We start from the raw sequence: 22750 nt of genomic DNA, 5'->3' as shown, positions 1-22750 counted from the left end.
AATTAAACTAAATAAGTATCGTTATGAAACTATATATAAAATCATTAGAAGCATATTTTATTTTAATATGCTCTTTTATCACAGTCTGTGCCAGTGCGCAGCAAGATCCGGAGTACACGCAGTATATGTACAACACAATGGCGGTAAATCCAGCATATGCTGGGTCTACCGGAACATTAGAAGCGACACTTTTGCACCGTTCTCAATGGGTTGGAATTTCTGGAGCACCAGAAACTCAGTCTTTTTCTATTCACGCACCGCTTCGAAATGAAAAAGTTGGTTTAGGACTTAGCGTTGTTAATGACAAAATTGGTCCATCAAGCGAACTTTATCTTGACGGAAACTTTTCTTATTCAATTCCGCTAGGATATGAAAAAAGATTAGCCTTCGGTTTGAAAGCAGGTATGAGAATGCTGAATGTAGATTGGTCAAAAGGGAGATATTACGATCCAAATGATGTTTTGCTAAACCAAAATATCGACAATCAGGCAAAATTAGCCGTTGGAGCAGGAATCTATTACTATACTGATAAATGGTATGTAGGTGCTTCAGTTCCTAGCTTCATCGAAAATAGTTATTACGATGATGTTCAGGAGTCTATTGACTATGATCGTTTGCATTATTATTTCATGGGAGGTTACGTTTTTGATTTGAATCCAAATTTAAAATTCAAACCTGCATTTTTAGTGAAAGCAGTAAGTGGGGCTCCACTTACTGCTGATATATCGGCGAATTTTATGATTGCTGAAAAATTCGTGATAGGAGGTTCATACAGAACAGATGATTCTGTGAGCATCTTGGCAGGTTTTCAGATTTCTAAAAGTTTTTATGTTGGATACGCTTTCGATTACACCGTTAGTGATCTGAATAAATACAACGACGGATCGCACGAAATTATTCTGCGTTATCAGTTTAATAAAGGCGAAAGTAAAATCAAATCTCCTCGATTCTTCTAAATCTAAAACCTATGAAAAAACTATATATCCTAAGTTTAGTCTTGAGCATTACATTTAGTTTTGCTCAAAAGACTAATTTAAAGAAAGCCGATGCTTTGTTTAGAAATTTTGCTTATGCAGATGCATCAAAGGCTTACGAAGAAATTTTGCAAAACAGCAAAAATCCTTCAGCACAAACGTTAAAAAACGCAGCCGACTCGTATTATTTTATTTCAGATGAAAGAAATGCATTAAAATGGTACAAAAAATTGTACGAAGCGCAAGGCAATAATTTAACCGATATTTACTACCTGCGCTATATTCAGTCGCTGAAAGGTGTAATGGATTATGATGATGCTGATAAAATGACAAAAGAGTATTTGACTAAAAAAGGCGATCAAAAAGAGGTGAACCGTTATCTTGCCCAGAAAAAACTGCTTGATAGTTTGTCTAAAGCGAAACCACTTTACACAATCAAAAATCTTGACATTAATACAAGTAAATCTGATTTTGGTGCTACTTTTTTTCAAGACAGAATCGTGTTTACGTCTGCTAGAGATACAACAAAATTTAGTGAAAAACTTTATACATGGAACAATCAGCCTTTCTTGAATCTTTATTTATCAGAAAGAAATCCAGCTGACGGAAGTTTGTTCAACGAAACATTATTTCTTCCAAATGTAATGACAAAGTATCACGAAGCAACAGCGTCTTTCGATGCGAGCGGAAAAACAATTTATTATTCGACAAACATTGTCAAAAAGAATAAATTAGTTATTGACGAAAGCAAAACCAATAATTTTCAGATTGTTAAAGGAAGTATTGTCAACAATAAATTAGAAAATCCGGAAAAACTTTTCTTTGACAATGACGATTATTCAGTAGGGCATCCATCTTTAAGCGAAGACGGAAAATGGCTTTTCTTTGCTTCTGATATGACCGGTGGAATTGGTGAAACCGATTTGTATTATGTAAAAATTGCTGATGATGGAACAATGAGTTCTCCAGTAAATCTTGGACCAAAAATCAACACGCTTGGAAATGAGGTTTTTCCATATTTCCGAAACGGAAAACTTTATTTTTCTTCTGATGGGCATTATGGCTTAGGAGATTTGGATGTTTACGAAAGCAAACTTTTACCTGACGGCACTTTCTCGGATCCAGTAAATTTAGGTGCTCCAATTAATAGCAATAAAGATGATTTTACTTTTATAATTGACAGCGCTGAAACTTATGGTTATGTTTCATCAAACAGAGCAGGAGGTAAAGGCGATGATGATATTTACTCATTTGTCAAAGGAAAACCAGTTTGCAACCAGAGTATTTCGGGTATGGCAATAGATAAAAAGACTAGATTGCCGCTTACAGATGTTTCAATCATGGCATATAATTCATATACCGAAATTCTTGGGGAAACTAAAACAAATTTTGAAGGTAAATACGCCATCGAAGTGCCATGCGGAAAAACAGTAAAAATGATTGCCGCAAAACCAAACTATGCAAGCGATGAAAAAACCGTTGAAACTACTAAGGAAAATGGAGGTGAAATTAAAGACGTTAATTTTGAATTGAGTAATTATGACGATTTGGTAGTGAAAAGCAAAGGAGTTGAAAAAGTCGATGTAAAACCTATTTACTTTGATTATGACAAACATGATATTACGCCATTGGCAGTTGAAGAATTGACAAAAGTAGTTTTCATCATGCAAAAATTTCCAAACATCAAAATCAAGATTGAATCTCATACAGATTCACGCGGAAAAGATTCGTATAACTTAAAGCTTTCAGATAATAGAGCCAAATCAACTCGTGATTATATTGTTTCTCAAGGAATTGATGCTTCTCGAATTGAAAGCGCAAAAGGTTACGGAGAAAGTAGGTTAATTAATAAATGCAAAAATGGTGTAAAATGTACCGAAGAAGAGCATTTGTTAAATAGACGTTCTGACTTTATCATTATCCAAAAATAGTTTTATATTTGCATGCTAATTATTTGATTATCAGTGCAAAAATATAAAACGAAGAAACCATTTGGAAGTTGGTTTTGTTTAATTCTTTTTTAAGAATAGTGGACAAGAAGAAAATCAAGTCGCATTTTTTTGTGACTTGATTTTTGATTTTTTAAAACTTTTATTTTTTGATGTTTTTCAACGAAAATAATTATCTAATTTTGATGTTTCAGTATTTCTAAATTAATTGGCATCATTTTAATATCCTATGAGTATTCAAGAAACTATTCAAACTTTAAGAGACGAACTTAACCAGCACAATTACAATTATTATGTGCTTGATAATGCTACTATTTCGGACTATGATTTCGATAGAAAACTAAAAGAACTTCAGGATTTAGAAAACAAACACCCCGAATTTTTTGACGAACATTCACCTACGCAGCGAGTTGGAGGAGCAATTACTAAAAATTTTAAAACAATTGCACATCAATATCGCATGTATTCTTTGGATAATTCATATTCTAAAGAAGACTTGCTGGATTGGGAAAACCGAATTCAAAGAGTTTTAGGTAACGTTAAATTAGAATATACCTGCGAATTAAAATATGACGGAGCTTCAATAAGTATTACTTACGAAAACGGAAAACTGGTTCAGGCATTAACACGTGGAGATGGTTTTCAGGGTGATGAGGTAACAAATAATATCAAAACGATAAAATCAGTTCCGTTGCAATTAAAAGGAAATTATCCTGAAAAATTTGATATTCGAGGAGAAATAATTTTGCCTTATGCAGGTTTCGAAAAGATGAACCAGGAATTGATTGAAATTGGAGAAACGCCTTATTCAAATCCAAGAAATACTGCTTCTGGAAGTTTGAAACTTCAAGATAGTGCTGAGGTTGCTAAACGCCCATTAGAATGTTTGCTATATTTTGTTACCGGAAATAATTTGCCGTTTTCTTCTCAGTTTGAAGGATTGGAATCGGCTAGAAAATGGGGATTTAAAGTTCCGAAAGAAGCAAAATTGGTCGATAATATGAATGAAGTTTTTGATTTTATCGATCACTGGGATACGCACAGACATAATTTGCCATACGAAACAGATGGTATTGTAATAAAAGTAAACAATATTCAATTTCAAGAAGAATTGGGTTATACAGCAAAATCTCCACGTTGGGCAATTGCGTATAAATTTAAAGCAGAACAAGTATCGACGAAATTAAATTCAATTTCTTATCAGGTTGGACGCACAGGAGCGATTACTCCAGTAGCCAATTTAGCGCCTGTTCAATTAGCGGGAACGATCGTAAAAAGAGCTTCTTTGCATAATGCAGACCAAATTGAAAAATTAGATATTAGAATAAATGACACTGTTTTTGTTGAAAAAGGAGGAGAAATCATTCCCAAAATTATTGCAGTAGATTTTGATAAAAGACCTGAAAATTCAGAAAAAACAGAATATATTACTCATTGTCCGGAATGTCAGACGGAATTAGTTAGAAATGAAGGCGAAGCCAATCATTATTGTCCAAATTTCTACGGATGTCCTCCACAGATTATTGGACGTGTGCAGCATTATATTTCAAGAAAGGCAATGGATATTGAAGGTCTTGGAGGAGAAACAGTTGCTTTATTGTTCAAAAACGGATTAGTGCATAATTATGCTGATTTGTATGAATTAAAAGTTGAAGATATTTTGCACCTGGAAAGAATGGCGCAAAAATCGGCAGAGAATTTAGTAAACGGAGTTGAGAAATCGAAAGAGATTCCTTTTGAAAGCGTCCTTTTTGCACTCGGAATCCGTTTTGTAGGTGAAACCGTTGCTAAAAAATTGGCAAAACATTATAAAAATATCGATGCTTTAAGCCAGGCTTCTTTAATGGATTTGATTTTAGTGGATGAAATTGGAGAACGAATTGCCAAAAGTGTAATCGAATTTTTTGAAAATGAAGAAAATAAACGAATAATTGAGCGCTTAAAAAATTATGGTGTTCAATTTGAAATAGTAGAAAAAATTAACCCCAACGCTACAGAAAAATTCATCGGAAAAACATTTGTCGTTTCAGGCGTATTTGATAAGTTTTCAAGAGATGAACTAAAGAAAACAATCGAAGATAATGGTGGAAAAGTAGGAAGTTCAATTTCCGCGAAAACTGATTTTGTTGTCGCAGGTGATAATATGGGGCCGGCAAAATTAGAAAAAGCCAATAAATTAAATATTCCTATATTGTCAGAGGAAGAATTTATAAGTAAATTAAATGAAAGCGAATAAACCGTCTTTGATTTTATTCTTTGTAGCATTATTGTTTACAATTATTTTGGATTGCACGAGACAGGATATTTTGGCAATTTATGCTAAAGCTGTTGTGCTGCCAGCTATTTTTTTCTATTTTATTATCAGCAGTGATTTTAAAATAGGAAAAACAGAAGGCTTGATCTTTTTCTTTTGTTTTATCGGACAAGTTTTCGATCTCATGGATGTTGAGATTTCTGAACTGGGAGGAGTAATAAGCTTTTTAATTGTTTATTTGTTGATTTTAAAGCTTTTTATAATAGACCACGAAAGAATAAAATTAAGAAGAAAAGATATTCTTCCGGTTTCCATCGTGGTCATATTTCTTGTCTATTTGTTGGTTTCCGTACTAAGTCTTCAATTGGATAACATGAAAAAGTTTAATTGGCTTTATACTTTTTACGGAATAGTACTGAGCGTCATGAGCTATTATTCGTTTGTAACGTATATTACCAAAGGAACTCATTTGGCTCTTTTAATGTCTTTGATGGCTGTCAGTTATATTTTCTCGGACATTTTTTATATTTTCAATGAATATTTTTCCTATTCAGTAGTTTTAGTTTTGATTCGTGATGTTACACAAATTTTAGGCTACTATTTTATGGTCGAATACTTTCTTGAAAAAACAAAAATGCACAAAAAAATGCTATACAATAATTGATTTTCCTTGGTTCGTGTGATTTTTGTTTTTATCAAAATAAAAATCAATTCGGCCTAAGTTTATTCCATAGCAACCTACCTGATTAACTAAAACTTTCTCACCAGCTTTATTTTTTACAATAGTTGGTTTATCAAGAAAAGTATGCGTGTGGCCTCCAATAATCAAATCAATATCCTGAGTTAATTCAGCTAATTTTAAATCACAAATTTTCTTTTCATCATCTTTGTAATTATAGCCAAGATGCGACAAGCAGATAACCAAATCACATTTTTCTTCTTTCTTCAATAATTGCGTCATGTCCTGAGCAATTTCTACAGGATCATTATATACAGTTTCTTTGTACATCTGTTTGTCAACCAAACCGTCAAGTTCAATTCCTAGACCAAAAACGCCAACTTTAATTCCGTTTTTATTGAAAATTTTATAAGGCTTCACAAGTCCATTCATGACCGTATTTTTAAAGTCATAATTAGAATTGATAAATTCAAATTTAGCATGTGGCATTTGAGCATATAAACCATCCAAACCATTGTCAAAATCATGATTTCCAATAGTTGAAGCATCATATTTCATCATGCTCATCAATTTAAATTCCAATTCACCTCCATAATAGTTAAAATAAGGAGTTCCTTGAAAAATATCTCCGGCATCCAATAAAAGCACATTTGGATTTTCCTGACGAATGGTCTCTATAAGAGCTGCACGTCGAGATACACCTCCTTTATTTGCATTACGAGGATCATCAGCAGGAAAAGGATCTATATGACTATGAACGTCATTCGTATGCAAAATAGTCAGGTGTTTTATATCGTTAGTTTCAAAACTGCTTAATGACAAACCTAAACTTAATAAGGCTGTACTTGCAGCAGTTTTTTCAATAAATTCTCTTCTTTTCATTGGATATATTTTTTGCGTAAACTCTAGTATAATTTTATTTTTTCTTGGATGCTTATTCTTCTGTAATTCTGATGTCTTTTGGAACCGGAATTGTGTCAACTTCTTTGAAATAATCGATTAAAACATTTCTAAGTTTGTAGTTTAAATCATATTTCTCAACACTTTTGCCAAAGAAGTTCATATTATCACCTCTATTAGCAAGGTAATCGTTAGTAGCAACATAATAAATTTTATTTAGATCAAGAGGTTTTCCCTGTACCATAATATTTTTAGCTGTTTTGTCTTTTGCAATTGTAAACGTCATTCCAGACAACGGCTGTGCTTTTTTCTCCTTAATAATATAAGTAGCTATTTCTTGAACTTGTTCTCCTTTTAAACCTAGAACAACCAAATTATTTTCAAAAGGCATAATTTCAAAAGCAGTTCTTGTGGTCACATTTCCTTTTGGTAAAATAGCACGAATTCCGCCATGGTTTAATAAACAAAGATCAATTGTTTTATTTTCACGTGGCTTAAAAACCAAATTTCCTCTTTGTACGCAAACGTCTGCCATTAAGGATCCAATTGCTGTTTGCCATTTTCCGTTACTTTTATCCAGAGTCTCAGGACAATAAGCTAAAACACTGTCTAAATCCTTATTGATATGATCGCGATAAGGTTTGATAAAGTTTTCAATTTCAGGAGTTTGAGCCCCTTTTTCTGTTATAGGAAGCTGTTTTCCTTCGATCTTAGTTAAACTGTAGTTTTTTGGGCTACATGAAAAAATAAAAAATAGTGTTAAGAATATAACAAAAAGTTTTAAAAATCCGTTATACTTTTTTAGTTTTACCATCTTAAATGCGACTTAAATAATTAATTTTGTAATCTGGTAAAAATACTATGTTTTTAAATTATATAAAGGAATTATTTGTAAAAAAATCATTAAAAAATAATCTGAATATTGTCAAAAACGAAGTTTTTACAAGCGACATACAAACAATTGGTTTATTGATAGATGAAAGTAAGTTTCGTCATTCAAAAGAGTTGTTCAATGAACTTTCTCTTTGCGGAATTGCTTCTGAAAACATAAAAATTGTAGCGTATAGAGATAAATTGAAGAAGAAAAAAACGTACTCGAGACCAACTTTTAGTAAAAAACAGATTAATTGGAGGGGAGAAATTACAGAAAGTTTTTTGAATGAATTTATCGAAACAGAATTTGATCTTTTGATTAGTTATTATGAAATCGAGAAGCCGATTTTGATGATGGTTACCAGTAAGTCAAAAGCAAAATTCAAAATTGGATTTTCAGCGGTGGATAAAAAATTAAACCGATGGATGATAGAGACGGAAATGGAGAATTATAAAGTATTTGTTTCCGAATTATTTAGGTATTTAAAAAGTTTAAAATAAAATATAAATTAAAATATGCAATCATTAATAGGAACTGGTGTTGCGCTTGTAACTCCATTTAAAAAAGACTTTTCAGTTGATGTCGAAGCTTTGCAGCGTATCGTTAATTTTTCGATTGACGGAGGAGTTGAATATCTTGTAGTTATGGGAACAACAGCAGAAAATGCGACCTTGACTCAAGCCGAAAAAGAGTTGGTTATCAATACAGTAATCGATGTAAATAAGGGAAGATTGCCTCTAGTTCTTGGAGTAGGAGGAAATAATACAATGCAAATTGTTGAAGAATTGAAAACAGGTGATTTTTCAGCGTTTGAAGCTATTCTTTCTGTTTCTCCTTATTATAATAAACCGACTCAGGAAGGAATTTATCAGCATTTTAAAGCAATTGCTGAGGCTTCTCCAATTCCAGTAATTTTATATAACGTACCGGGAAGAACTTCTAGTAATATGCTTCCGTCAACAGTAATTCGCCTGGCAAATGATTTCAGCAATGTGGTCGCTATAAAAGAAGCTGCCGGAGATATGGCGCAGGCTTTACAATTGATTAAAAATGCACCAAAAGATTTCTTGGTAATTTCTGGAGATGATATGATTGCGTTGCCGATTGTTTTAGCAGGTGGGGCAGGTGTAATTTCAGTAATTGGACAAGGATATCCTAAAGAATTTTCTGAAATGATCCGTTTAGGACTGAACAGAAAAGTAAATGAGGCATTCAAAACACAATATTTTTTATCAGATTGTATCGATATGATTTTCGAGCAAGGAAATCCTGCCGGAATCAAGCAAGTTTTTCAAGCCCTTGGAATTGCTGACAATACAGTGCGTTTGCCTTTAGTTTCTGTTGATGATTCTTTAGCAGCAAGATTAAATGATTTTGTAAAAAACAGCATTAAATAATTGTTAAAGTGTTAGTATTTTAAGATACTAAAAAATTATTTTGCAGTCGCTAAATTAATGACTAAATTTGCCACCGAAACTTCGGTGTGATTTAGCTTTGGCAATTGTCTGAGAAATCATAATAAAAGTAAGAAAATGAAAAAAATAGTATCATTATTAATTGTTGTTGCCCTTTTTTGTTCTTGTAGTGATTACCAAAAGGTATTAAAAAATGAAGATGTTGCAGCAAAATTTGAAATGGCAACAAAAATGTATGATGCAGGGAAATATTCAAAAGCAATTCGTCTTTTTGAGCAATTAGCGCCTTCATATAGAGGTAAGCCACAGGCTGAAAAGCTTTTTTATATGTTTTCACAATCTTATTATAAGACTCATCAGTATTATTTAGCTGGTTATCAATTTGAAAGTTTCGTTTCAGGTTATCCTCGTAGTGAAAAAGTACAGGAAGCAGCGTTTTTAGGTGCGTATAGTTATTCAAAATTAGCTCCTGTTTACAGTTTAGATCAGGCAGATACAGTAAAAGCTTTAGAGAAATTACAGGCTTTTATTGATAATTATCCAAATTCTGAGTATATAGCTCAGGCAAATGAGTCTGTAAAAGTTTTAAATGGTAAATTGGAGAAAAAAGCATATGAAAATGCTAAAGGATATAATACAATTTCAGATTATAAGTCAGCCCTAGTTGCATTTGATAATTTTATTGCTGATTTTCCTGGAACTCCATTGAAAGAAGACGCACTGTTTTATAAGTATGATTCAGCTTATAAATTGGCTATAAACAGTATTCCACAAAAAATGGAAGAACGCTTAAATGTTGCAAAAGTGGCTTACAATAACTTGATTAAGTTTAAAAGCGATACAAAATATAAAGAACAGGCAGACGAAATGTATGCCCGAGTTGAAACAGATTTACAAAAATATACTAAATAAATAAAGTCATGGATTTAAAAAAGACGAATGCTCCTGTAAACACAATAACTTACAATAAAACAGTTATTGAAGAGCCAACAGGAAATGTGTATGAAGCAATTACCATTATGGCTAAAAGAGCAAATCAAATTAATTCTGAAATTAAAAAAGAATTAACTGAGAAATTAGAAGAGTTTGCGACTTACAATGACAGTCTTGAAGAAGTTTTTGAAAATAAAGAGCAAATTGAAGTTTCTAAATTTTACGAAAAATTACCAAAACCACACGCTTTAGCTGTTCAAGAATGGTTAGACGGTAAAACTTACCACAGAGGTTCAAACAAATAATATAGTATAAATGTCAGTTTTAAACGGGAAAAAAATTTTACTAGGAGTTTCTGGTGGAATTGCAGCCTATAAAACAGCCTCATTAGTACGACTTTTTATAAAAGCAGGTGCACATGTCCAAGTGATAATGACACCTGCTTCTAAGGATTTTGTAACTCCATTAACGTTATCTACGTTATCAAAAAATCCTGTACATTCCAGTTTCTTTAATGAAGATGATCAAGACGCTGTCTGGAACAATCATGTTGATTTAGCACTTTGGGCTGATTTCATGTTAATTGCTCCGGCAACTGCCAATACGTTGTCGAAAATGGCAACAGGAAATTGTGATAATTTATTAATTGCTACTTATTTATCGGCTAAATGTCCTGTCTATTTTGCACCCGCAATGGATTTGGATATGTATAAACATCCTTCAACTTTATCTAGCTTTACTGCTTTAAAACAATTTGGCAATATTATGATTCCTGCTGAAAGTGGTGAGTTGGCAAGTGGTTTGTCTGGAGAAGGCCGAATGGCTGAACCTGAGAATATTGTGGCTTTTCTTGAAGCTGATTTGCAAAGTAAACTTCCGTTAGTAGGAAAAAAAATACTAATTACTGCTGGCCCGACATACGAAGCGATAGACCCCGTACGTTTTATAGGAAATCATTCATCTGGAAAGATGGGTTTTGATATCGCGTATGAAGCTGCAAAATTAGGTGCGCAAGTAATTTTAGTTGCTGGTCCAACTCATTTTAAAGCAAAAAGCAGTTCAGTTAAAGTAATAAATGTTGTCTCAGCGCAGGAAATGTATGATGCATGCCATTTGCATTATAATGATGTAGATGTTGCTATTGCGGCAGCAGCTGTGGCAGATTATAAGCCAAAAGTAGTGGCTACGCAGAAAATTAAAAAAGCTGCGGAAGAATTTTCAATAGAACTTGAGAAAACAAAAGACATTTTAGCTTCATTAGGAGCAATAAAAAAAGAGCAGTTTTTAATTGGATTTGCTTTGGAAACTCAAAATGAAATTGAAAATGCCAAGCTGAAAATTCAGAAAAAAAACTTAGATTTGATAGTTCTTAATTCCTTACAGGATGAAGGCGCAGGTTTTAAAAAAGAAACCAATAAAGTTACTTTTATTGATAAAGATTTTAAAATTGAGCCAATGGAATTAAAATCAAAGGAGTCTGTTGCTGTTGATATTTTAAACAAAGTGATTTTGCATTTTACGAAATAATAGCTTTTTTAAAATAGAGTATCAACATCAATTTTACATCAACACAAATCTTTTTTTATGAATAAAGCAGTTACATTTTTAATGTTTTTAATTTTTAGCTTTACTCAGGCGCAACAGCTGAATTGTATTGTAACAATTAATACTGAAAGGCTTCCAAATCCCAATCAGCAAGTTTTTAAAACGCTTCAGACTTCATTGTCAGAATTTGTAAATAAAACAGATTGGACAGGCTCAGTTTTAAAACAAAATGAGCGTATCAACTGCTCGATGTATATTACTTTGTCTTCAAACAATTCTGATCAGTTTACTGGAACTATTCAGGTTCAATCTTCTCGATTAATTTTTAATTCGACATATTCTTCTCCGGTACTAAATTATAATGATAAAGATTTTAGTTTTAGGTATACTGAATATGAACCTTTGCTTTTTAATCCAACTACTTTTGAATCAAATCTGGTTTCTGTTGTTTCTTTTTACAGCTACTTGATTTTAGGAATGGATGCTGATACATTTCAATTGGGAGCCGGAAATCAATATCTTCAAACGGCACAAAATATAGCAAATGTTGCTCAGCAAGGCGGTTTTAAAGGTTGGAGTCAAGCTGACGGAATTCAAAATCGTTATTATTTGATAACAGATATGATTTCACCAATGTATAGCGATTTGCGCCAAGCTACTTTTATGTATCATTCTGGATTAGATACGATGAGTGATGATTTAAAAGGAGCAAAGGAAAAAATAAAAGCATCTTTAATGTTGATTGGAAAATTCAATAGTGTAAAACCGAATGCTTTTTTGACCAGAGTTTTTTTTGATGCAAAATCAGATGAGATTACTTCGATTTTTTCAGGAGGTCCAAGTATCACGGTTACAGATTTAACTGATGTTCTCAATAAAGTTTCGCCATTGAATAGTACAAAATGGTCGCAAATTAAGTTTTAGTTGGTTTTTTAGTCTTACTTTTACTTTCTACAATAACTTTTATATCCTCAAATTTATTTTATGATTACTTCGCTGTCGATTAAAAATTATGCTTTGATTGAAAAACTCTCTATTGATTTTTCAAAAGGATTTTCAATAATTACAGGTGAAACAGGAGCTGGAAAATCTATTATTTTAGGAGCTTTAGGACTAGTTTTAGGAAAAAGAGCCGATTTAACTTCTTTAAAAAATAAAGAAGAAAAATGTGTAATTGAAGCCCAGTTTGAAATTTCAAAATACAACTTAAAGGAATTTTTTGAAGCAAATGATTTGGATTATGAAGATGAAACAATCATTCGACGTGAAATTTTGCCTTCAGGAAAATCCCGTGCCTTTATAAATGATAGTCCCGTAAATTTGCAGGAATTGCAAGATTTAAGTCTGTTTTTGATAGATATCCACTCACAGCAACAAACTCAGGAATTATCTGACGAAAGTGTTCAGTTTAAAATAATTGATGCCATTGCAGATAATGGTGATGTTATTTTGGATTATCAAAAATTGCTTAAAACATACAAATCAGATAAATCAAAATTGAATGCTTTATTAAAAAAACAAAGCGATTCAGGAAAAGAGCAAGAATATAATACGTATTTATTAAATGAATTAGTTTCAGCTAAATTAAAATCAGGAGAACAAGAAGAGCTTGAAGCCGATTTTGAAAAGTTGAATAATGTTGAAATTATAAAAGAGTCCATCGATAAATCCCTTGCAATTGCAAATGAAGAGCAATTCGGGTTATTGCATAATTTAAATGAAGTGAAAATATCGCTTCAAAAAATAGCACCATTTTCTGCTGAATATCAAGGTTTGTTTGATAGAATTTCAAGTTTGACAATTGAGTTAGATGATGTTTCAAAAGAGCTTCAGAATTGTTCGGAAAAATTATTGAACGATCCAGCGCAATTAGAACTGATTAGCCAAAAACTGCAATTGATTTATAATCTTCAAAAGAAACATCAGGTTTCTTCAGTAGATGAATTGATTCAAATTGAAGCTGAATTAAGCAATACGGTTTTAGAATTGGGTAATATTGAAGAAGAAATAGCTTCATTATCAAAAATAATTGAGCAGAAAATAATTGAATTAGATGCTTTTTCTAAAACAATTAACCAAAATAGAGCAAATGCAATTCCGATTTTATCTAATAAATTGATTTCTATTTTAGAAACTTTAGGAATGCCGAATGTGCGTTTTAATATCGAGCTATTACCATCAGAATCATATTTTTTAAATGGTAAAGACGAACTGCAGTTTTTGTTTTCGGCAAATAAAGGAACCGATTTTGGATTGCTTAAGAAAGTAGCATCAGGCGGTGAAATGTCTCGTATTATGCTGGCTGTAAAAGCAATTTTAGCACAATATTCAAAACTTCCAACATTAATTTTTGACGAAATTGATACAGGAGTTTCCGGTGAAATTGCTATTAGAATGGGAGAAATAATGAAAGAAATGAGTACAACGATGCAAATTTTTGCCATAACGCATTTACCTCAAATTGCGGCAAAAGGGGATTCGCATTTTAAAGTTTTCAAATCAACAGTTGATGATGATACACAATCAGAATTAAAGCTTCTGTCTCAGGACGAAAGAGTTATCGAAATTGCTCAAATGTTATCTGGTGCAGTTGTTTCTGATTCGGCTTTAAATCATGCTAAAGCCTTGTTGAACTAAAGAAATACTTTATATTTGTCATCTAAAAATGAATTAAACAAAGCTAAAATAAGTTAATCAATTGTCTTAAATTGGCAATTGCTATAACGAAAAACAAGAAAATATGATTATAGAACCTAGAATGAGAGGCTTTATTTGCTTGACAGCACACCCAGATGGTGCCGAGCAAAATGTTAAAAATCAAATAGAATATGTAAAATCAAAAGGATCAATTGCTGGTGCTAAAAAAGTATTGGTTATTGGAGCTTCAACAGGTTTCGGATTGGCTTCAAGAATCACAAGTGCTTTTGGATCTGACGCATCAACGATTGGAGTATTTTTTGAAAAACCACCAGTTGAAGGAAAAACGGCTTCTCCAGGTTGGTACAATTCTGCAGCATTTGAAAAAGAAGCTCATAAAGCAGGTTTATATGCAAAAAGTATCAACGGAGATGCTTTTTCAAACGAAATTAAAAGAGAAACGCTTGATTTGATTAAAGCTGATTTAGGACAAGTAGATCTTGTAATCTACAGTTTAGCTTCGCCAGTGCGTACAAATCCTAACACAGGAGTTACACATCGTTCAGTTTTAAAACCAATTGGGCAAACGTTCACAAATAAAACAGTTGATTTTCACACAGGAAAAGTTTCTGAAGTTTCAATCGCTCCTGCAAATGAAGAAGATATTGAGAATACAGTTGCTGTAATGGGCGGTGAAGATTGGGCAATGTGGATTGATGCTTTAAAAGCGGAAAATTTATTAGCTGATGGTGCTACTACAGTTGCATATTCTTATATCGGACCTGGATTAACAGAAGCAGTTTACCGTAAAGGAACAATTGGACGTGCTAAAGATCATTTAGAAGCTACTGCATTTACTATTACTGATAGCTTACAGTCTATTGGAGGAAAAGCTTATGTTTCGGTAAACAAAGCGTTGGTAACTCAGGCGAGTTCTGCGATTCCGGTAATTCCATTGTATATTTCTCTTTTATATAAAATTATGAAAGAAGAGGGAATTCACGAAGGTTGTATTGAGCAGATTCAACGTTTATTCCAAGACAGATTATATAACGGTTCTGAAGTTCCTGTTGATGAAAAAGGAAGAATCAGAATTGACGACTGGGAAATGAGAGATGATGTTCAGGAAAAAGTGGCTAAACTTTGGTTGGAAGCTACAACTGAAACGTTGCCAGAAATTGGTGATTTAGCTGGATACAGAAATGATTTCTTAAACTTATTTGGATTTGAATTTGCTGGAGTTGATTATAAGGCTGAAGCAAATGAAGTAGTTGATATTGAAAGTATCAAATAAGGATATTGAAAAATATAAAATCAAAACCATCAATCAAAAGTTGATGGTTTTTTTATGAATATAGCCTATCTTTGTTAAAATTTTGAAATTTAAAAAATTGCCATTCTAATACCGCATATCCCATTATGATTTTTTCTTTAATTATACCCGTGTATAATCGTCCAGATGAAGTTGATGAACTTTTAGAAAGTCTTGCAAAATCTGATTATAATGAACCTTTTGAAATTGTTCTTGTTGAAGACGGCTCTTCGATTCCGTGTAAGGATGTTGTGATGAATTATCAGGGAAAGTTGAATATTTCCTATTATTTTAAAGAAAATTCAGGCCCGGGAGATTCAAGAAATTTTGGAATGCAGAAAGCGCGTGGTGATTATTTTATCATTTTTGATTCAGACTGTATTATTCCTTCGAATTATTTAACTGAGGTTAGAAAAGCATTAGATAAAGAATATGTAGATTGTTTTGGTGGTCCGGATAAAGCATTAGACAGTTTTTCAAGCATTCAGAAAGCAATTAATTTTGCGATGACTTCATTTTTAACAACAGGAGGTATCCGCGGAGGTTCTGAAAAAATTAATAAGTTTCAGCCAAGAAGTTTCAACATGGGAATTTCTAAAAAAGCATTTCAGATTTCAAAAGGTTTCGGCAATATTCATCCAGGTGAAGATCCAGATTTATCAATTCGTTTATGGAATTTAGGTTTTGAAACGCGTTTGTTTTTAGAAGCTTATGTTTATCATAAACGTAGAATCGACTGGGAGAAATTCTCTGTTCAGGTTCATAAATTTGGAATCGCACGACCAATACTAAATAGTTGGTATCCAGAGCATAATAAGTTAACTTTCTTCTTTCCGACATTCTTCTTGTTCGGATTATTATTAGCTTTTTTATTGTTAATTTTTAATATTGATATTTTATTACAATTATATTTTGTATATTTCGTTATAATTTTTCTTACAGCAAGTATTCAAAATAAAAGTATTAAAATTGGATATCTTTCTATAATTGCAGTATGGAAACAATTTTATGGCTATGGAACGGGATTCTTAGAATCATTTATAAAAATTATTCTTTTAAAGAAAAAACCACAAGAAGCGTTTCCACGTATGTTTTTTAAAATATAAAATGACAAAAGTTATTGGCTTAACGGGTGGGATAGGAAGCGGTAAGACAACTGTTGCAAACTATTTCAAAGAAATGGGAGTTCCGGTTTATATTGCTGATGATGGAGCAAGAGCAGTAATGCAATCTGATACGGTCATAAAAGAAATAAAAGAAACATTTGGAGAAGCTCTTTTTGAAAACAATATTTTAAATCGTGCCAAATTAGCTGATATTGTATTTAATAATGCTGATAAATTAGCTCAGCTTAACGCAATTGTTCATCCTGCAGTAAAGAAAGATTTTGAATTGTGGCTTTTAAATCACAGAGATAAGGAATATGTAATTTATGAAGCTGCAATATTATTTGAAAGCGGCCGATATAAAGATTGTGATAGCATAATTACGGTTACTGCCCCAGAAGAAATTAGAATTGAAAGAGTCTTAAAACGCGATAATACTACCCGTGAACAAGTTTTAAGCAGAATGCAAATGCAATGGAAAGATGAAGATCGTATTTCCAAGAGTAATTTTGTTATTAATAACGTAAATCTTAAAATTGCTAGAGAAGAAGTTGTTAAAATTCTTAAAATTTTAAATATTAAACAAAATCAGTCTTAAATGTTAATATTTGGTTAATGTATTATTTAGTATATTGTTAAAATATTAATTTTGTTTCGATGAATAAATTATTTTTTAGAATACTTGTTTTGCTTATGAGTTTGTCCTTAATAGGGATAATTCTGGTTCAGGTATTTTGGTTCAATTCTTCGTTCAAAAACAATGACGAACAATTTAAATACCACGTTACCCAAGTAATTGGTAATGTTGCTGATAAACTTGAGCAGCAAGAAGAGTATAGTTTTTATGACAAATATAATCGTATAAAAGACAGCACTGGTAAAATCCCCAAAAAAGAGGATTTACTAGAGGTTTTATATGTTCAGAGAAATACAAAAACAAATAAAACAATTGTTTATTCAAATACACTGACTTCTGAAGATTATGATATTAGCGGCTCGCTTTTTGATAAGAAATTCAGTAGTGAGCGATTTAAAAATTTTAGTTCAAAGCGTGTAACTGAAGTTTATAATAACAATAATAGAATTGATAATAATTCTTTAGGGCAGACGATCATTCCAGATTTAAGAATTGAAAAATCGGGAAGTTTAGATATCTTAAATAAAGTACAGCAGCAAATTCAATACAAAGATATTGCTTCGTTGACTCCTATAGAAGGCAGAATAACAAAAGACAAACTTTATAAACTTTTAAAGAAAGAATTAGAAGAATATGGAGTTAAAACAAAATTTGAATTTGGTGTTCTTAATAGTGGTTTGCCAACAAAAGTGAAATCTGATGGCTTTCATTATGATAAAGATTTAAGCTATCATGTGCCGATATATACAGATAACGAAGGAAATAGTAAATATGATTTATTCCTGACTTTTCCGTATAAAAAGAAATTTTTACTGTCAGAATTATTAAGCATTACAATATTATCAATTGTTTTTACACTTATTATAATAATTGCTTACACAAGTGCATTGAATCAGTTATTGCGTCAAAAGCATATTTCAGAAATCAAAACAGATTTTATAAATAACATGACGCATGAGTTTAAAACTCCGATTGCGACTATAAATTTAGCACTCGATGCAATAAAAAGCCCGAAGGTTATTGAAGATAAAGAAAAAGTATATCGTTATCTTCAAATGATTAGGGATGAAAATAAAAGAATGCATGCGCAGGTAGAAAATGTTCTTCGTATTTCTAAACTAGAAAAAAGAGAATTAGATATTACAAAAGAACCAACTGCAATTCATGATATTATCGATGATGCAATCGAGCATGTAAATTTGATTTTAGAAGACAGAAATGGAACTGTGGTTAAACACTTAAATGCTTCTAGAACAACATGTTTGGTTAATGAAGTTCATTTTACAAATGTTCTGGTTAATATTTTAGAAAACGCAATAAAGTATTCGCCTGATATTCCTGAAATTGAAATTTTTACAGAAAATGTCAAAGACATGATTCTGATAAAAGTAAAAGATAATGGTCTTGGTATGAGTAAGGTAGCTCAAAAACGTGTTTTTGAGAAATTTTACAGAGAGCATACAGGAGACTTACATAATGTAAAAGGGCACGGTTTGGGTCTTGCTTATGTAAAAAGAATTGTGGAAGATCACAATGGTCAAGTATATGTAGAAAGCGAAAAAGGAAAAGGTAGCACCTTTATAATAAAAATACCATTAATAAATTAAAATATGGAAAATAATAACAAAAGAATACTTTTAGTAGAAGATGACCTAAATTTTGGGGCAGTTCTTAAAGATTATCTAATGTTAAATGACTTTGAAGTTACTTTAGCTAAAAACGGTATGGAAGGTTTCGAAAAATTCAAGAAAGATGTATATGATTTATGTATTCTTGATGTAATGATGCCTTATAAAGATGGTTATACTTTAGCCAAAGAAATTAGAGAGAAAAACAGCGAAGTGCCAATTATTTTCTTGACAGCAAAATCTATGAAAGAGGATGTTTTGAAAGGATATAAAGCTGGTGCTGACGATTATTTAAATAAACCTTTTGATTCAGAGGTTTTATTAATGAAAATTAAAGCGATTATTCAAAGAAAATCTGCTGATAATAAAGCAGAACAAGTTCAATTTGAATTCAATATTGGTAAATTTCATTTGAATTCAAAACTTAGATTCTTGACTTTTCAGGATGAAGAGCCAATCAAATTATCTCCAAAAGAGAATGAATTACTTAAAATGTTAATTCTTCATGAAAATGATTTAATGCCAAGAGAATTAGCTTTAACTAAAATTTGGAGAGATGACAACTACTTTACGTCAAGAAGTATGGATGTTTACATCGCTAAATTGAGAAAATACCTTAAATCTGATGAAGATGTTGAAATCTTAAACATTCACGGAGAAGGATTCAGATTAGTTGTAAAAAGCAAAGTTACTGAATAATAAATTCACTAAAAATATATAAAGCTCTGAGAAATCAGGGCTTTTTTTGTGCTGAAAAGATAAAGACTTTTTTTTTTTTTTGAATAATATTTGTTTTTAATTTATTGATATTTACTTGTTTAAGTTTTTGTTTTTGGAAATTGAAAAATAAGGAAAAATTTATTTTGATGAATTTTCTTTAAAATAATTTGGAAAATCAAAAAAGTATTCTGAATCTTTGCTCACGAAAAAAATAATAACCCTTTAAAAACGAAGAGAAATGTTTGTACTTACATCGACATCACAAAGCTTCACACCAAACGGATTTGGTGCAGCAATTCTTCGTGGCTTATTTCAATCTTAGAAATACATTTTTAGATATATAAAAAAGCCCGAAGACAATAAGTTTCGGGCTTTTTTTATTCTAGACACTTCAAAATTTTCCCGAAAAAAGATTTAAAAATTTATCCTAACAGGATAGAAGTTACCGCGCATCATTATTTCATTTTAAACTTTAATATGATCTTCATTGATGTGCCCAAAATAAAAATTATTTAAAAATTTATGGGAAATAAATTATCTGGAAAAGACCTGATTAAATTAGGTTTTCCAAAGAACAATTCAATAAACATAGCCTTAGGGCAGATAAACAGATATAGAAAAAGAGAAAAAAAGGAATCTATTCTAACAGAGGCGAAAGATGTTTTGTTACATCCTGAAAAATACGAAGGAAACGGAACATGGGGAAAAGTTGCGGAAGGTTTGATTAAACCAGTTCAGGTAAGAATGCATCAGCTTAAGGCAACCAGAGCACCTTTTACAATTTTTGGAGAAAACGAAATTGATCAGCAAGCAAAATTTCAATTGTATGATTCTTTGAAATTACCAATTTCAGTTGCTGGAGCTTTGATGCCAGATGCACATTCGGGTTATGGATTGCCAATCGGTGGTGTTTTAGCTACTGATAATGCCGTAATTCCATATGGAGTTGGAGTTGATATTGGATGTCGAATGAGCCTTTCAATTTTTGATTTACCGGCTTCTCATTTCAAAGGAAAAGAACATCAATTAGAAGCAATTTTGAAAGATAATACAAAATTCGGAATGTATGAAACGCACACTTCACGAGTAGATCATGAAGTATTTTATAAAAGTGAATTTCAGGATATTCCGTTACTGAAGAATCTTTTGCCAAAAGCTTATAAACAATTAGGAAGCTCAGGCGGAGGAAATCATTTTGTGGAATTTGGAATCGCTAAAATAGAAAATCCGGAGAATGAATGGAAATTGGAAAAAGGTGAATATTTTGCTGTTCTTTCGCATAGTGGATCTCGTGGTTTGGGTGCAAATATTGCAAAGCATTACACGTATTTAGCAACAAAACAATGTCCGTTACCAAAAAATGTACAGCATTTGGCTTGGTTAGATTTAAATACTCATGATGGTCAGGAATATTGGTTGGCAATGAATTTAGCCGGAGAATATGCGAAAGCCTGCCATGATGATATTCATAGACGAATTGCCAAAGCGATTGGAAAGAGAGTAGTAGTAACGATTGAAAACCACCACAATTTTGCATGGAAAGAAATGGTAAACGGTCAGGAATGTATTGTTCACAGAAAAGGAGCAACTCCTGCAAGTGATGGTCAATTAGGAATTATTCCGGGTTCGATGACTGCACCAGGTTACATTGTAAAAGGAAAAGGAAATGCCGAAAGTCTAAATTCTGCTTCACATGGTGCCGGACGTTTGTTTTCAAGAGCGAAGTGCAAAAGTAATTTTACTCAAAGCGAAATTAAAAAGGTTTTGAAAGCAAATGATGTGACTTTGATTGGAGGTAATATTGATGAGGCTCCGATGGCGTACAAAGACATTACGAAAGTAATGGCAAACCAAAAGGATTTAGTTGAAGTTCTGGGAACTTTTACGCCGAAGATTGTTAGAATGGACCGCCAAAAAGAGATTTAAAAAATGGAAAGAATTATTCAAATAACTGCAGGTCGCGGACCTGCAGAATGCACTTGGGTTGTTGCCCAAGTGCTTAAAAAAGTTTTGGAAGAAGCACAAGGTCAAAATTTAGAAACTGTTTTGTTGCAGCGTGAAGCAGGGCAGGAAAATGGAACGGTTGAAACAGCATCGATTTCTGTAAAAGGAAAAAATACTGACAGTTTTGTAAATTCCTGGATTGGAACTATTCAATGGATTGGTCAAAGTCAGTTTAGGAAAATGCATAAACGCAAGAACTGGTTTATTGGAATTTTTGAAATCGAAGCGCAGAAAAATGCTTCAGTTTCAGAAAATGATATTCAATATCAGGCTATGCGAAGTTCTGGCTCCGGTGGTCAGCATGTAAACAAAGTGAGTTCTGCAATTCGTGCGACGCATACTCCAACAGGAATTGCTGTGGTAGCAATGGATAGTCGTTCACAGCATCAAAACAAAAAATTAGCAACAGAAAGATTATTAAAAAAATTAGAAGACGAAAAACTAATTCAGCTTAAAAATCATGTGGGGAAACAATGGGAAAATCAGCTTAATATTGAGCGTGGAAATCCTGTTAGAGTTTTTACCGGAAGTGATTTTAAAAAGAATAAAGTAGAGAAAAGCTACAAAGGAATTCGTCAGAAACTAAAAAACGATTTACGAAATGAAAACAATTGATAAATATCTTTTTCAGGCTTTGGATAATTATCCGTATTCGCTTGAAGAAACGATTGAATCTTTAGATTACGCTTTTTCATATGATGATAAAAACACGATGGTTTTGTGTTTGTACGGAAGAATTCAGGCAGAACAATTATTGAATTACGAAGAAGCGAAATCTTATTTTCAGCAAGCTTTAGCCATTAATATTCACGCGTTGGAAGTATATCCACATTATTTGCAGACTTTAATTTTGAATGAAGATTATGAAGAAGCTCAAAAATTAATCGATTTTGCTTTGACGATAAAAGGGATTAATAAATCTGATATTTATGTAAAAAAAGCGATTCTCTATGAAGCTCAGCAAGAGTTTAAAAAGGGATTAAAAGAAATTAAAAATGCAAAACTTCATACTTTGCAATTCTCTTTTGAGTGTAATATAACTGACGTTGAGAAAAGAATAGAAAACAAAATAGATTTACTAAAGAAAAAGAAATCTAAAAAAGATTCTAAAAAGAAATCGAAATGATTTTGATAAAGTGAAAAACGATGCAATTTGCATCGTTTTTTTATTAATTACAATTTC

21 protein-coding genes are annotated in these 22750 nt (G+C 32.0%); 19 read left to right on the top strand and 2 right to left on the bottom strand.

What is annotated here, in order from left to right; translation table 11 throughout:
- Positions 1-23: 23 nt before the first annotated feature.
- The 4 genes from FN795_RS02915 to FN795_RS02900 all read left to right on the top strand — a co-directional run bounded on the left by FN795_RS02915 (position 24) and on the right by FN795_RS02900 (position 5841).
- Positions 24-956 carry a PorP/SprF family type IX secretion system membrane protein gene (locus tag FN795_RS02915; protein WP_035644976.1) on the top strand — a complete coding sequence of 311 codons (933 nt, stop codon included), beginning with the start codon at positions 24-26 and terminating at the stop codon, positions 954-956.
- Between the two features lie 11 nt (positions 957-967).
- The gene (locus tag FN795_RS02910) at positions 968-2905 is read left to right on the top strand and encodes an OmpA family protein (protein ID WP_142449291.1); all 1938 of its coding nucleotides are present in this window, start codon (positions 968-970) and stop codon (positions 2903-2905) included.
- Positions 2906-3152: 247 nt separating this feature from the next.
- Positions 3153-5159, top strand: a complete 2007-nt coding sequence (gene ligA, locus FN795_RS02905; protein WP_142449290.1) for an NAD-dependent DNA ligase LigA — start codon at positions 3153-3155, stop codon at positions 5157-5159.
- The gene (locus FN795_RS02900; RefSeq protein WP_142449289.1) at positions 5146-5841 is read left to right on the top strand and encodes a lysoplasmalogenase family protein; all 696 of its coding nucleotides are present in this window, start codon (positions 5146-5148) and stop codon (positions 5839-5841) included. The genes ligA and FN795_RS02900 overlap by 14 nt, the downstream gene beginning before the upstream one ends.
- Here the strand turns inward: FN795_RS02900 and FN795_RS02895 are convergent.
- Both FN795_RS02895 and FN795_RS02890 read right to left on the bottom strand, forming a co-directional pair.
- On the bottom strand, positions 5827-6738 hold the full coding sequence (locus FN795_RS02895; protein WP_035644967.1) for a bifunctional metallophosphatase/5'-nucleotidase: 912 nt from the start codon (positions 6736-6738) through the stop codon (positions 5827-5829). The two genes, FN795_RS02900 and FN795_RS02895, sit on opposite strands and share 15 nt — an antisense overlap.
- Before the next feature lie 52 nt (positions 6739-6790).
- Positions 6791-7570: a 5'-nucleotidase C-terminal domain-containing protein gene (locus FN795_RS02890; RefSeq protein ID WP_142449288.1), complete on the bottom strand. Its 780-nt coding sequence runs from the start codon at positions 7568-7570 to the stop codon at positions 6791-6793.
- A 47-nt stretch (positions 7571-7617) separates the two neighbouring features.
- Between FN795_RS02890 and FN795_RS02885 the strand changes: the two genes are divergently transcribed.
- From FN795_RS02885 to FN795_RS02815, 15 genes are all read left to right on the top strand, one after another.
- On the top strand, positions 7618-8130 hold the full coding sequence (locus tag FN795_RS02885) for a DUF6913 domain-containing protein (protein WP_142449287.1): 513 nt from the start codon (positions 7618-7620) through the stop codon (positions 8128-8130).
- Between the two features lie 15 nt (positions 8131-8145).
- Positions 8146-9027, top strand: coding sequence for a 4-hydroxy-tetrahydrodipicolinate synthase (dapA, locus tag FN795_RS02880; RefSeq protein ID WP_142449286.1), 882 nt, complete (start codon positions 8146-8148; stop codon positions 9025-9027).
- Positions 9028-9162: 135 nt separating this feature from the next.
- A complete protein-coding gene (locus FN795_RS02875; RefSeq protein WP_035644955.1) occupies positions 9163-9957 on the top strand; it encodes an outer membrane protein assembly factor BamD in 795 nt (264 codons plus the stop codon).
- An 8-nt stretch (positions 9958-9965) separates the two neighbouring features.
- On the top strand, positions 9966-10283 hold the full coding sequence (locus FN795_RS02870; protein ID WP_007807938.1) for a DNA-directed RNA polymerase subunit omega: 318 nt from the start codon (positions 9966-9968) through the stop codon (positions 10281-10283).
- A 10-nt stretch (positions 10284-10293) separates the two neighbouring features.
- Positions 10294-11505: a bifunctional phosphopantothenoylcysteine decarboxylase/phosphopantothenate--cysteine ligase CoaBC gene (gene coaBC / locus FN795_RS02865; protein WP_142449285.1), complete on the top strand. Its 1212-nt coding sequence runs from the start codon at positions 10294-10296 to the stop codon at positions 11503-11505.
- 57 nt (positions 11506-11562) lie between these two features.
- On the top strand, positions 11563-12447 hold the full coding sequence (gene porD, locus FN795_RS02860) for a type IX secretion system protein PorD (RefSeq protein ID WP_142449284.1): 885 nt from the start codon (positions 11563-11565) through the stop codon (positions 12445-12447).
- A gap of 60 nt (positions 12448-12507) precedes the next feature.
- Complete coding sequence (gene recN, locus FN795_RS02855) at positions 12508-14160, top strand: DNA repair protein RecN (protein WP_142449283.1); 1653 nt, start codon at positions 12508-12510, stop codon at positions 14158-14160.
- Positions 14161-14263: 103 nt separating this feature from the next.
- Entirely contained in the window at positions 14264-15454 is a 1191-nt protein-coding gene (fabV, locus tag FN795_RS02850) for an enoyl-ACP reductase FabV (RefSeq protein ID WP_142449282.1), read from the top strand.
- Between the two features lie 125 nt (positions 15455-15579).
- Positions 15580-16578, top strand: coding sequence for a glycosyltransferase (locus FN795_RS02845; RefSeq protein ID WP_142449281.1), 999 nt, complete (start codon positions 15580-15582; stop codon positions 16576-16578).
- Between the two features lies 1 nt (position 16579).
- Complete coding sequence (gene coaE, locus FN795_RS02840) at positions 16580-17176, top strand: dephospho-CoA kinase (RefSeq protein ID WP_142449280.1); 597 nt, start codon at positions 16580-16582, stop codon at positions 17174-17176.
- A gap of 59 nt (positions 17177-17235) precedes the next feature.
- Positions 17236-18822, top strand: a complete 1587-nt coding sequence (locus tag FN795_RS02835) for a sensor histidine kinase (protein WP_035644937.1) — start codon at positions 17236-17238, stop codon at positions 18820-18822.
- A gap of 3 nt (positions 18823-18825) precedes the next feature.
- Complete coding sequence (locus FN795_RS02830; RefSeq protein ID WP_035644935.1) at positions 18826-19542, top strand: response regulator transcription factor; 717 nt, start codon at positions 18826-18828, stop codon at positions 19540-19542.
- A 543-nt stretch (positions 19543-20085) separates the two neighbouring features.
- Positions 20086-21489 carry an RtcB family protein gene (locus tag FN795_RS02825; protein ID WP_142449279.1) on the top strand — a complete coding sequence of 468 codons (1404 nt, stop codon included), beginning with the start codon at positions 20086-20088 and terminating at the stop codon, positions 21487-21489.
- A 3-nt stretch (positions 21490-21492) separates the two neighbouring features.
- Complete coding sequence (gene prfH, locus FN795_RS02820) at positions 21493-22182, top strand: peptide chain release factor H (protein ID WP_142449278.1); 690 nt, start codon at positions 21493-21495, stop codon at positions 22180-22182.
- A complete protein-coding gene (locus FN795_RS02815) occupies positions 22169-22693 on the top strand; it encodes a tetratricopeptide repeat protein (RefSeq protein WP_142449277.1) in 525 nt (174 codons plus the stop codon). Before prfH ends, FN795_RS02815 begins: the two co-directional genes overlap by 14 nt.
- The last annotated feature ends 57 nt before the right edge of the window (positions 22694-22750 follow it).

It is taken from the genome of Flavobacterium resistens, assembly GCF_900182645.1.
GTDB classification, from domain to species: Bacteria; Bacteroidota; Bacteroidia; order Flavobacteriales; family Flavobacteriaceae; genus Flavobacterium; species Flavobacterium resistens.
Note: the sequence above shows the minus strand (reverse complement) of the source record. Positions and strands in the feature narration are given on the sequence as shown.

Excerpts from the sequence above, each read along its gene's own strand:
- FN795_RS02915 (WP_035644976.1), top strand. The coding sequence starts at position 24 with ATGAAACTATATATAAAATCATTAGAAGCATATTTTATTTTAATATGC.
- FN795_RS02910 (WP_142449291.1), top strand. The coding sequence starts at position 968 with ATGAAAAAACTATATATCCTAAGTTTAGTCTTGAGCATTACATTTAGT.
- ligA (WP_142449290.1), top strand. The coding sequence starts at position 3,153 with ATGAGTATTCAAGAAACTATTCAAACTTTAAGAGACGAACTTAACCAG.
- FN795_RS02900 (WP_142449289.1), top strand. The coding sequence starts at position 5,146 with ATGAAAGCGAATAAACCGTCTTTGATTTTATTCTTTGTAGCATTATTG.
- FN795_RS02895 (WP_035644967.1), bottom strand. The coding sequence starts at position 6,738 with ATGAAAAGAAGAGAATTTATTGAAAAAACTGCTGCAAGTACAGCCTTA.
- FN795_RS02890 (WP_142449288.1), bottom strand. The coding sequence starts at position 7,570 with ATGGTAAAACTAAAAAAGTATAACGGATTTTTAAAACTTTTTGTTATA.
- FN795_RS02885 (WP_142449287.1), top strand. The coding sequence starts at position 7,618 with ATGTTTTTAAATTATATAAAGGAATTATTTGTAAAAAAATCATTAAAA.
- dapA (WP_142449286.1), top strand. The coding sequence starts at position 8,146 with ATGCAATCATTAATAGGAACTGGTGTTGCGCTTGTAACTCCATTTAAA.
- FN795_RS02875 (WP_035644955.1), top strand. The coding sequence starts at position 9,163 with ATGAAAAAAATAGTATCATTATTAATTGTTGTTGCCCTTTTTTGTTCT.
- FN795_RS02870 (WP_007807938.1), top strand. The coding sequence starts at position 9,966 with ATGGATTTAAAAAAGACGAATGCTCCTGTAAACACAATAACTTACAAT.
- coaBC (WP_142449285.1), top strand. The coding sequence starts at position 10,294 with ATGTCAGTTTTAAACGGGAAAAAAATTTTACTAGGAGTTTCTGGTGGA.
- porD (WP_142449284.1), top strand. The coding sequence starts at position 11,563 with ATGAATAAAGCAGTTACATTTTTAATGTTTTTAATTTTTAGCTTTACT.
- recN (WP_142449283.1), top strand. The coding sequence starts at position 12,508 with ATGATTACTTCGCTGTCGATTAAAAATTATGCTTTGATTGAAAAACTC.
- fabV (WP_142449282.1), top strand. The coding sequence starts at position 14,264 with ATGATTATAGAACCTAGAATGAGAGGCTTTATTTGCTTGACAGCACAC.
- FN795_RS02845 (WP_142449281.1), top strand. The coding sequence starts at position 15,580 with ATGATTTTTTCTTTAATTATACCCGTGTATAATCGTCCAGATGAAGTT.
- coaE (WP_142449280.1), top strand. The coding sequence starts at position 16,580 with ATGACAAAAGTTATTGGCTTAACGGGTGGGATAGGAAGCGGTAAGACA.
- FN795_RS02835 (WP_035644937.1), top strand. The coding sequence starts at position 17,236 with ATGAATAAATTATTTTTTAGAATACTTGTTTTGCTTATGAGTTTGTCC.
- FN795_RS02830 (WP_035644935.1), top strand. The coding sequence starts at position 18,826 with ATGGAAAATAATAACAAAAGAATACTTTTAGTAGAAGATGACCTAAAT.
- FN795_RS02825 (WP_142449279.1), top strand. The coding sequence starts at position 20,086 with ATGGGAAATAAATTATCTGGAAAAGACCTGATTAAATTAGGTTTTCCA.
- prfH (WP_142449278.1), top strand. The coding sequence starts at position 21,493 with ATGGAAAGAATTATTCAAATAACTGCAGGTCGCGGACCTGCAGAATGC.
- FN795_RS02815 (WP_142449277.1), top strand. The coding sequence starts at position 22,169 with ATGAAAACAATTGATAAATATCTTTTTCAGGCTTTGGATAATTATCCG.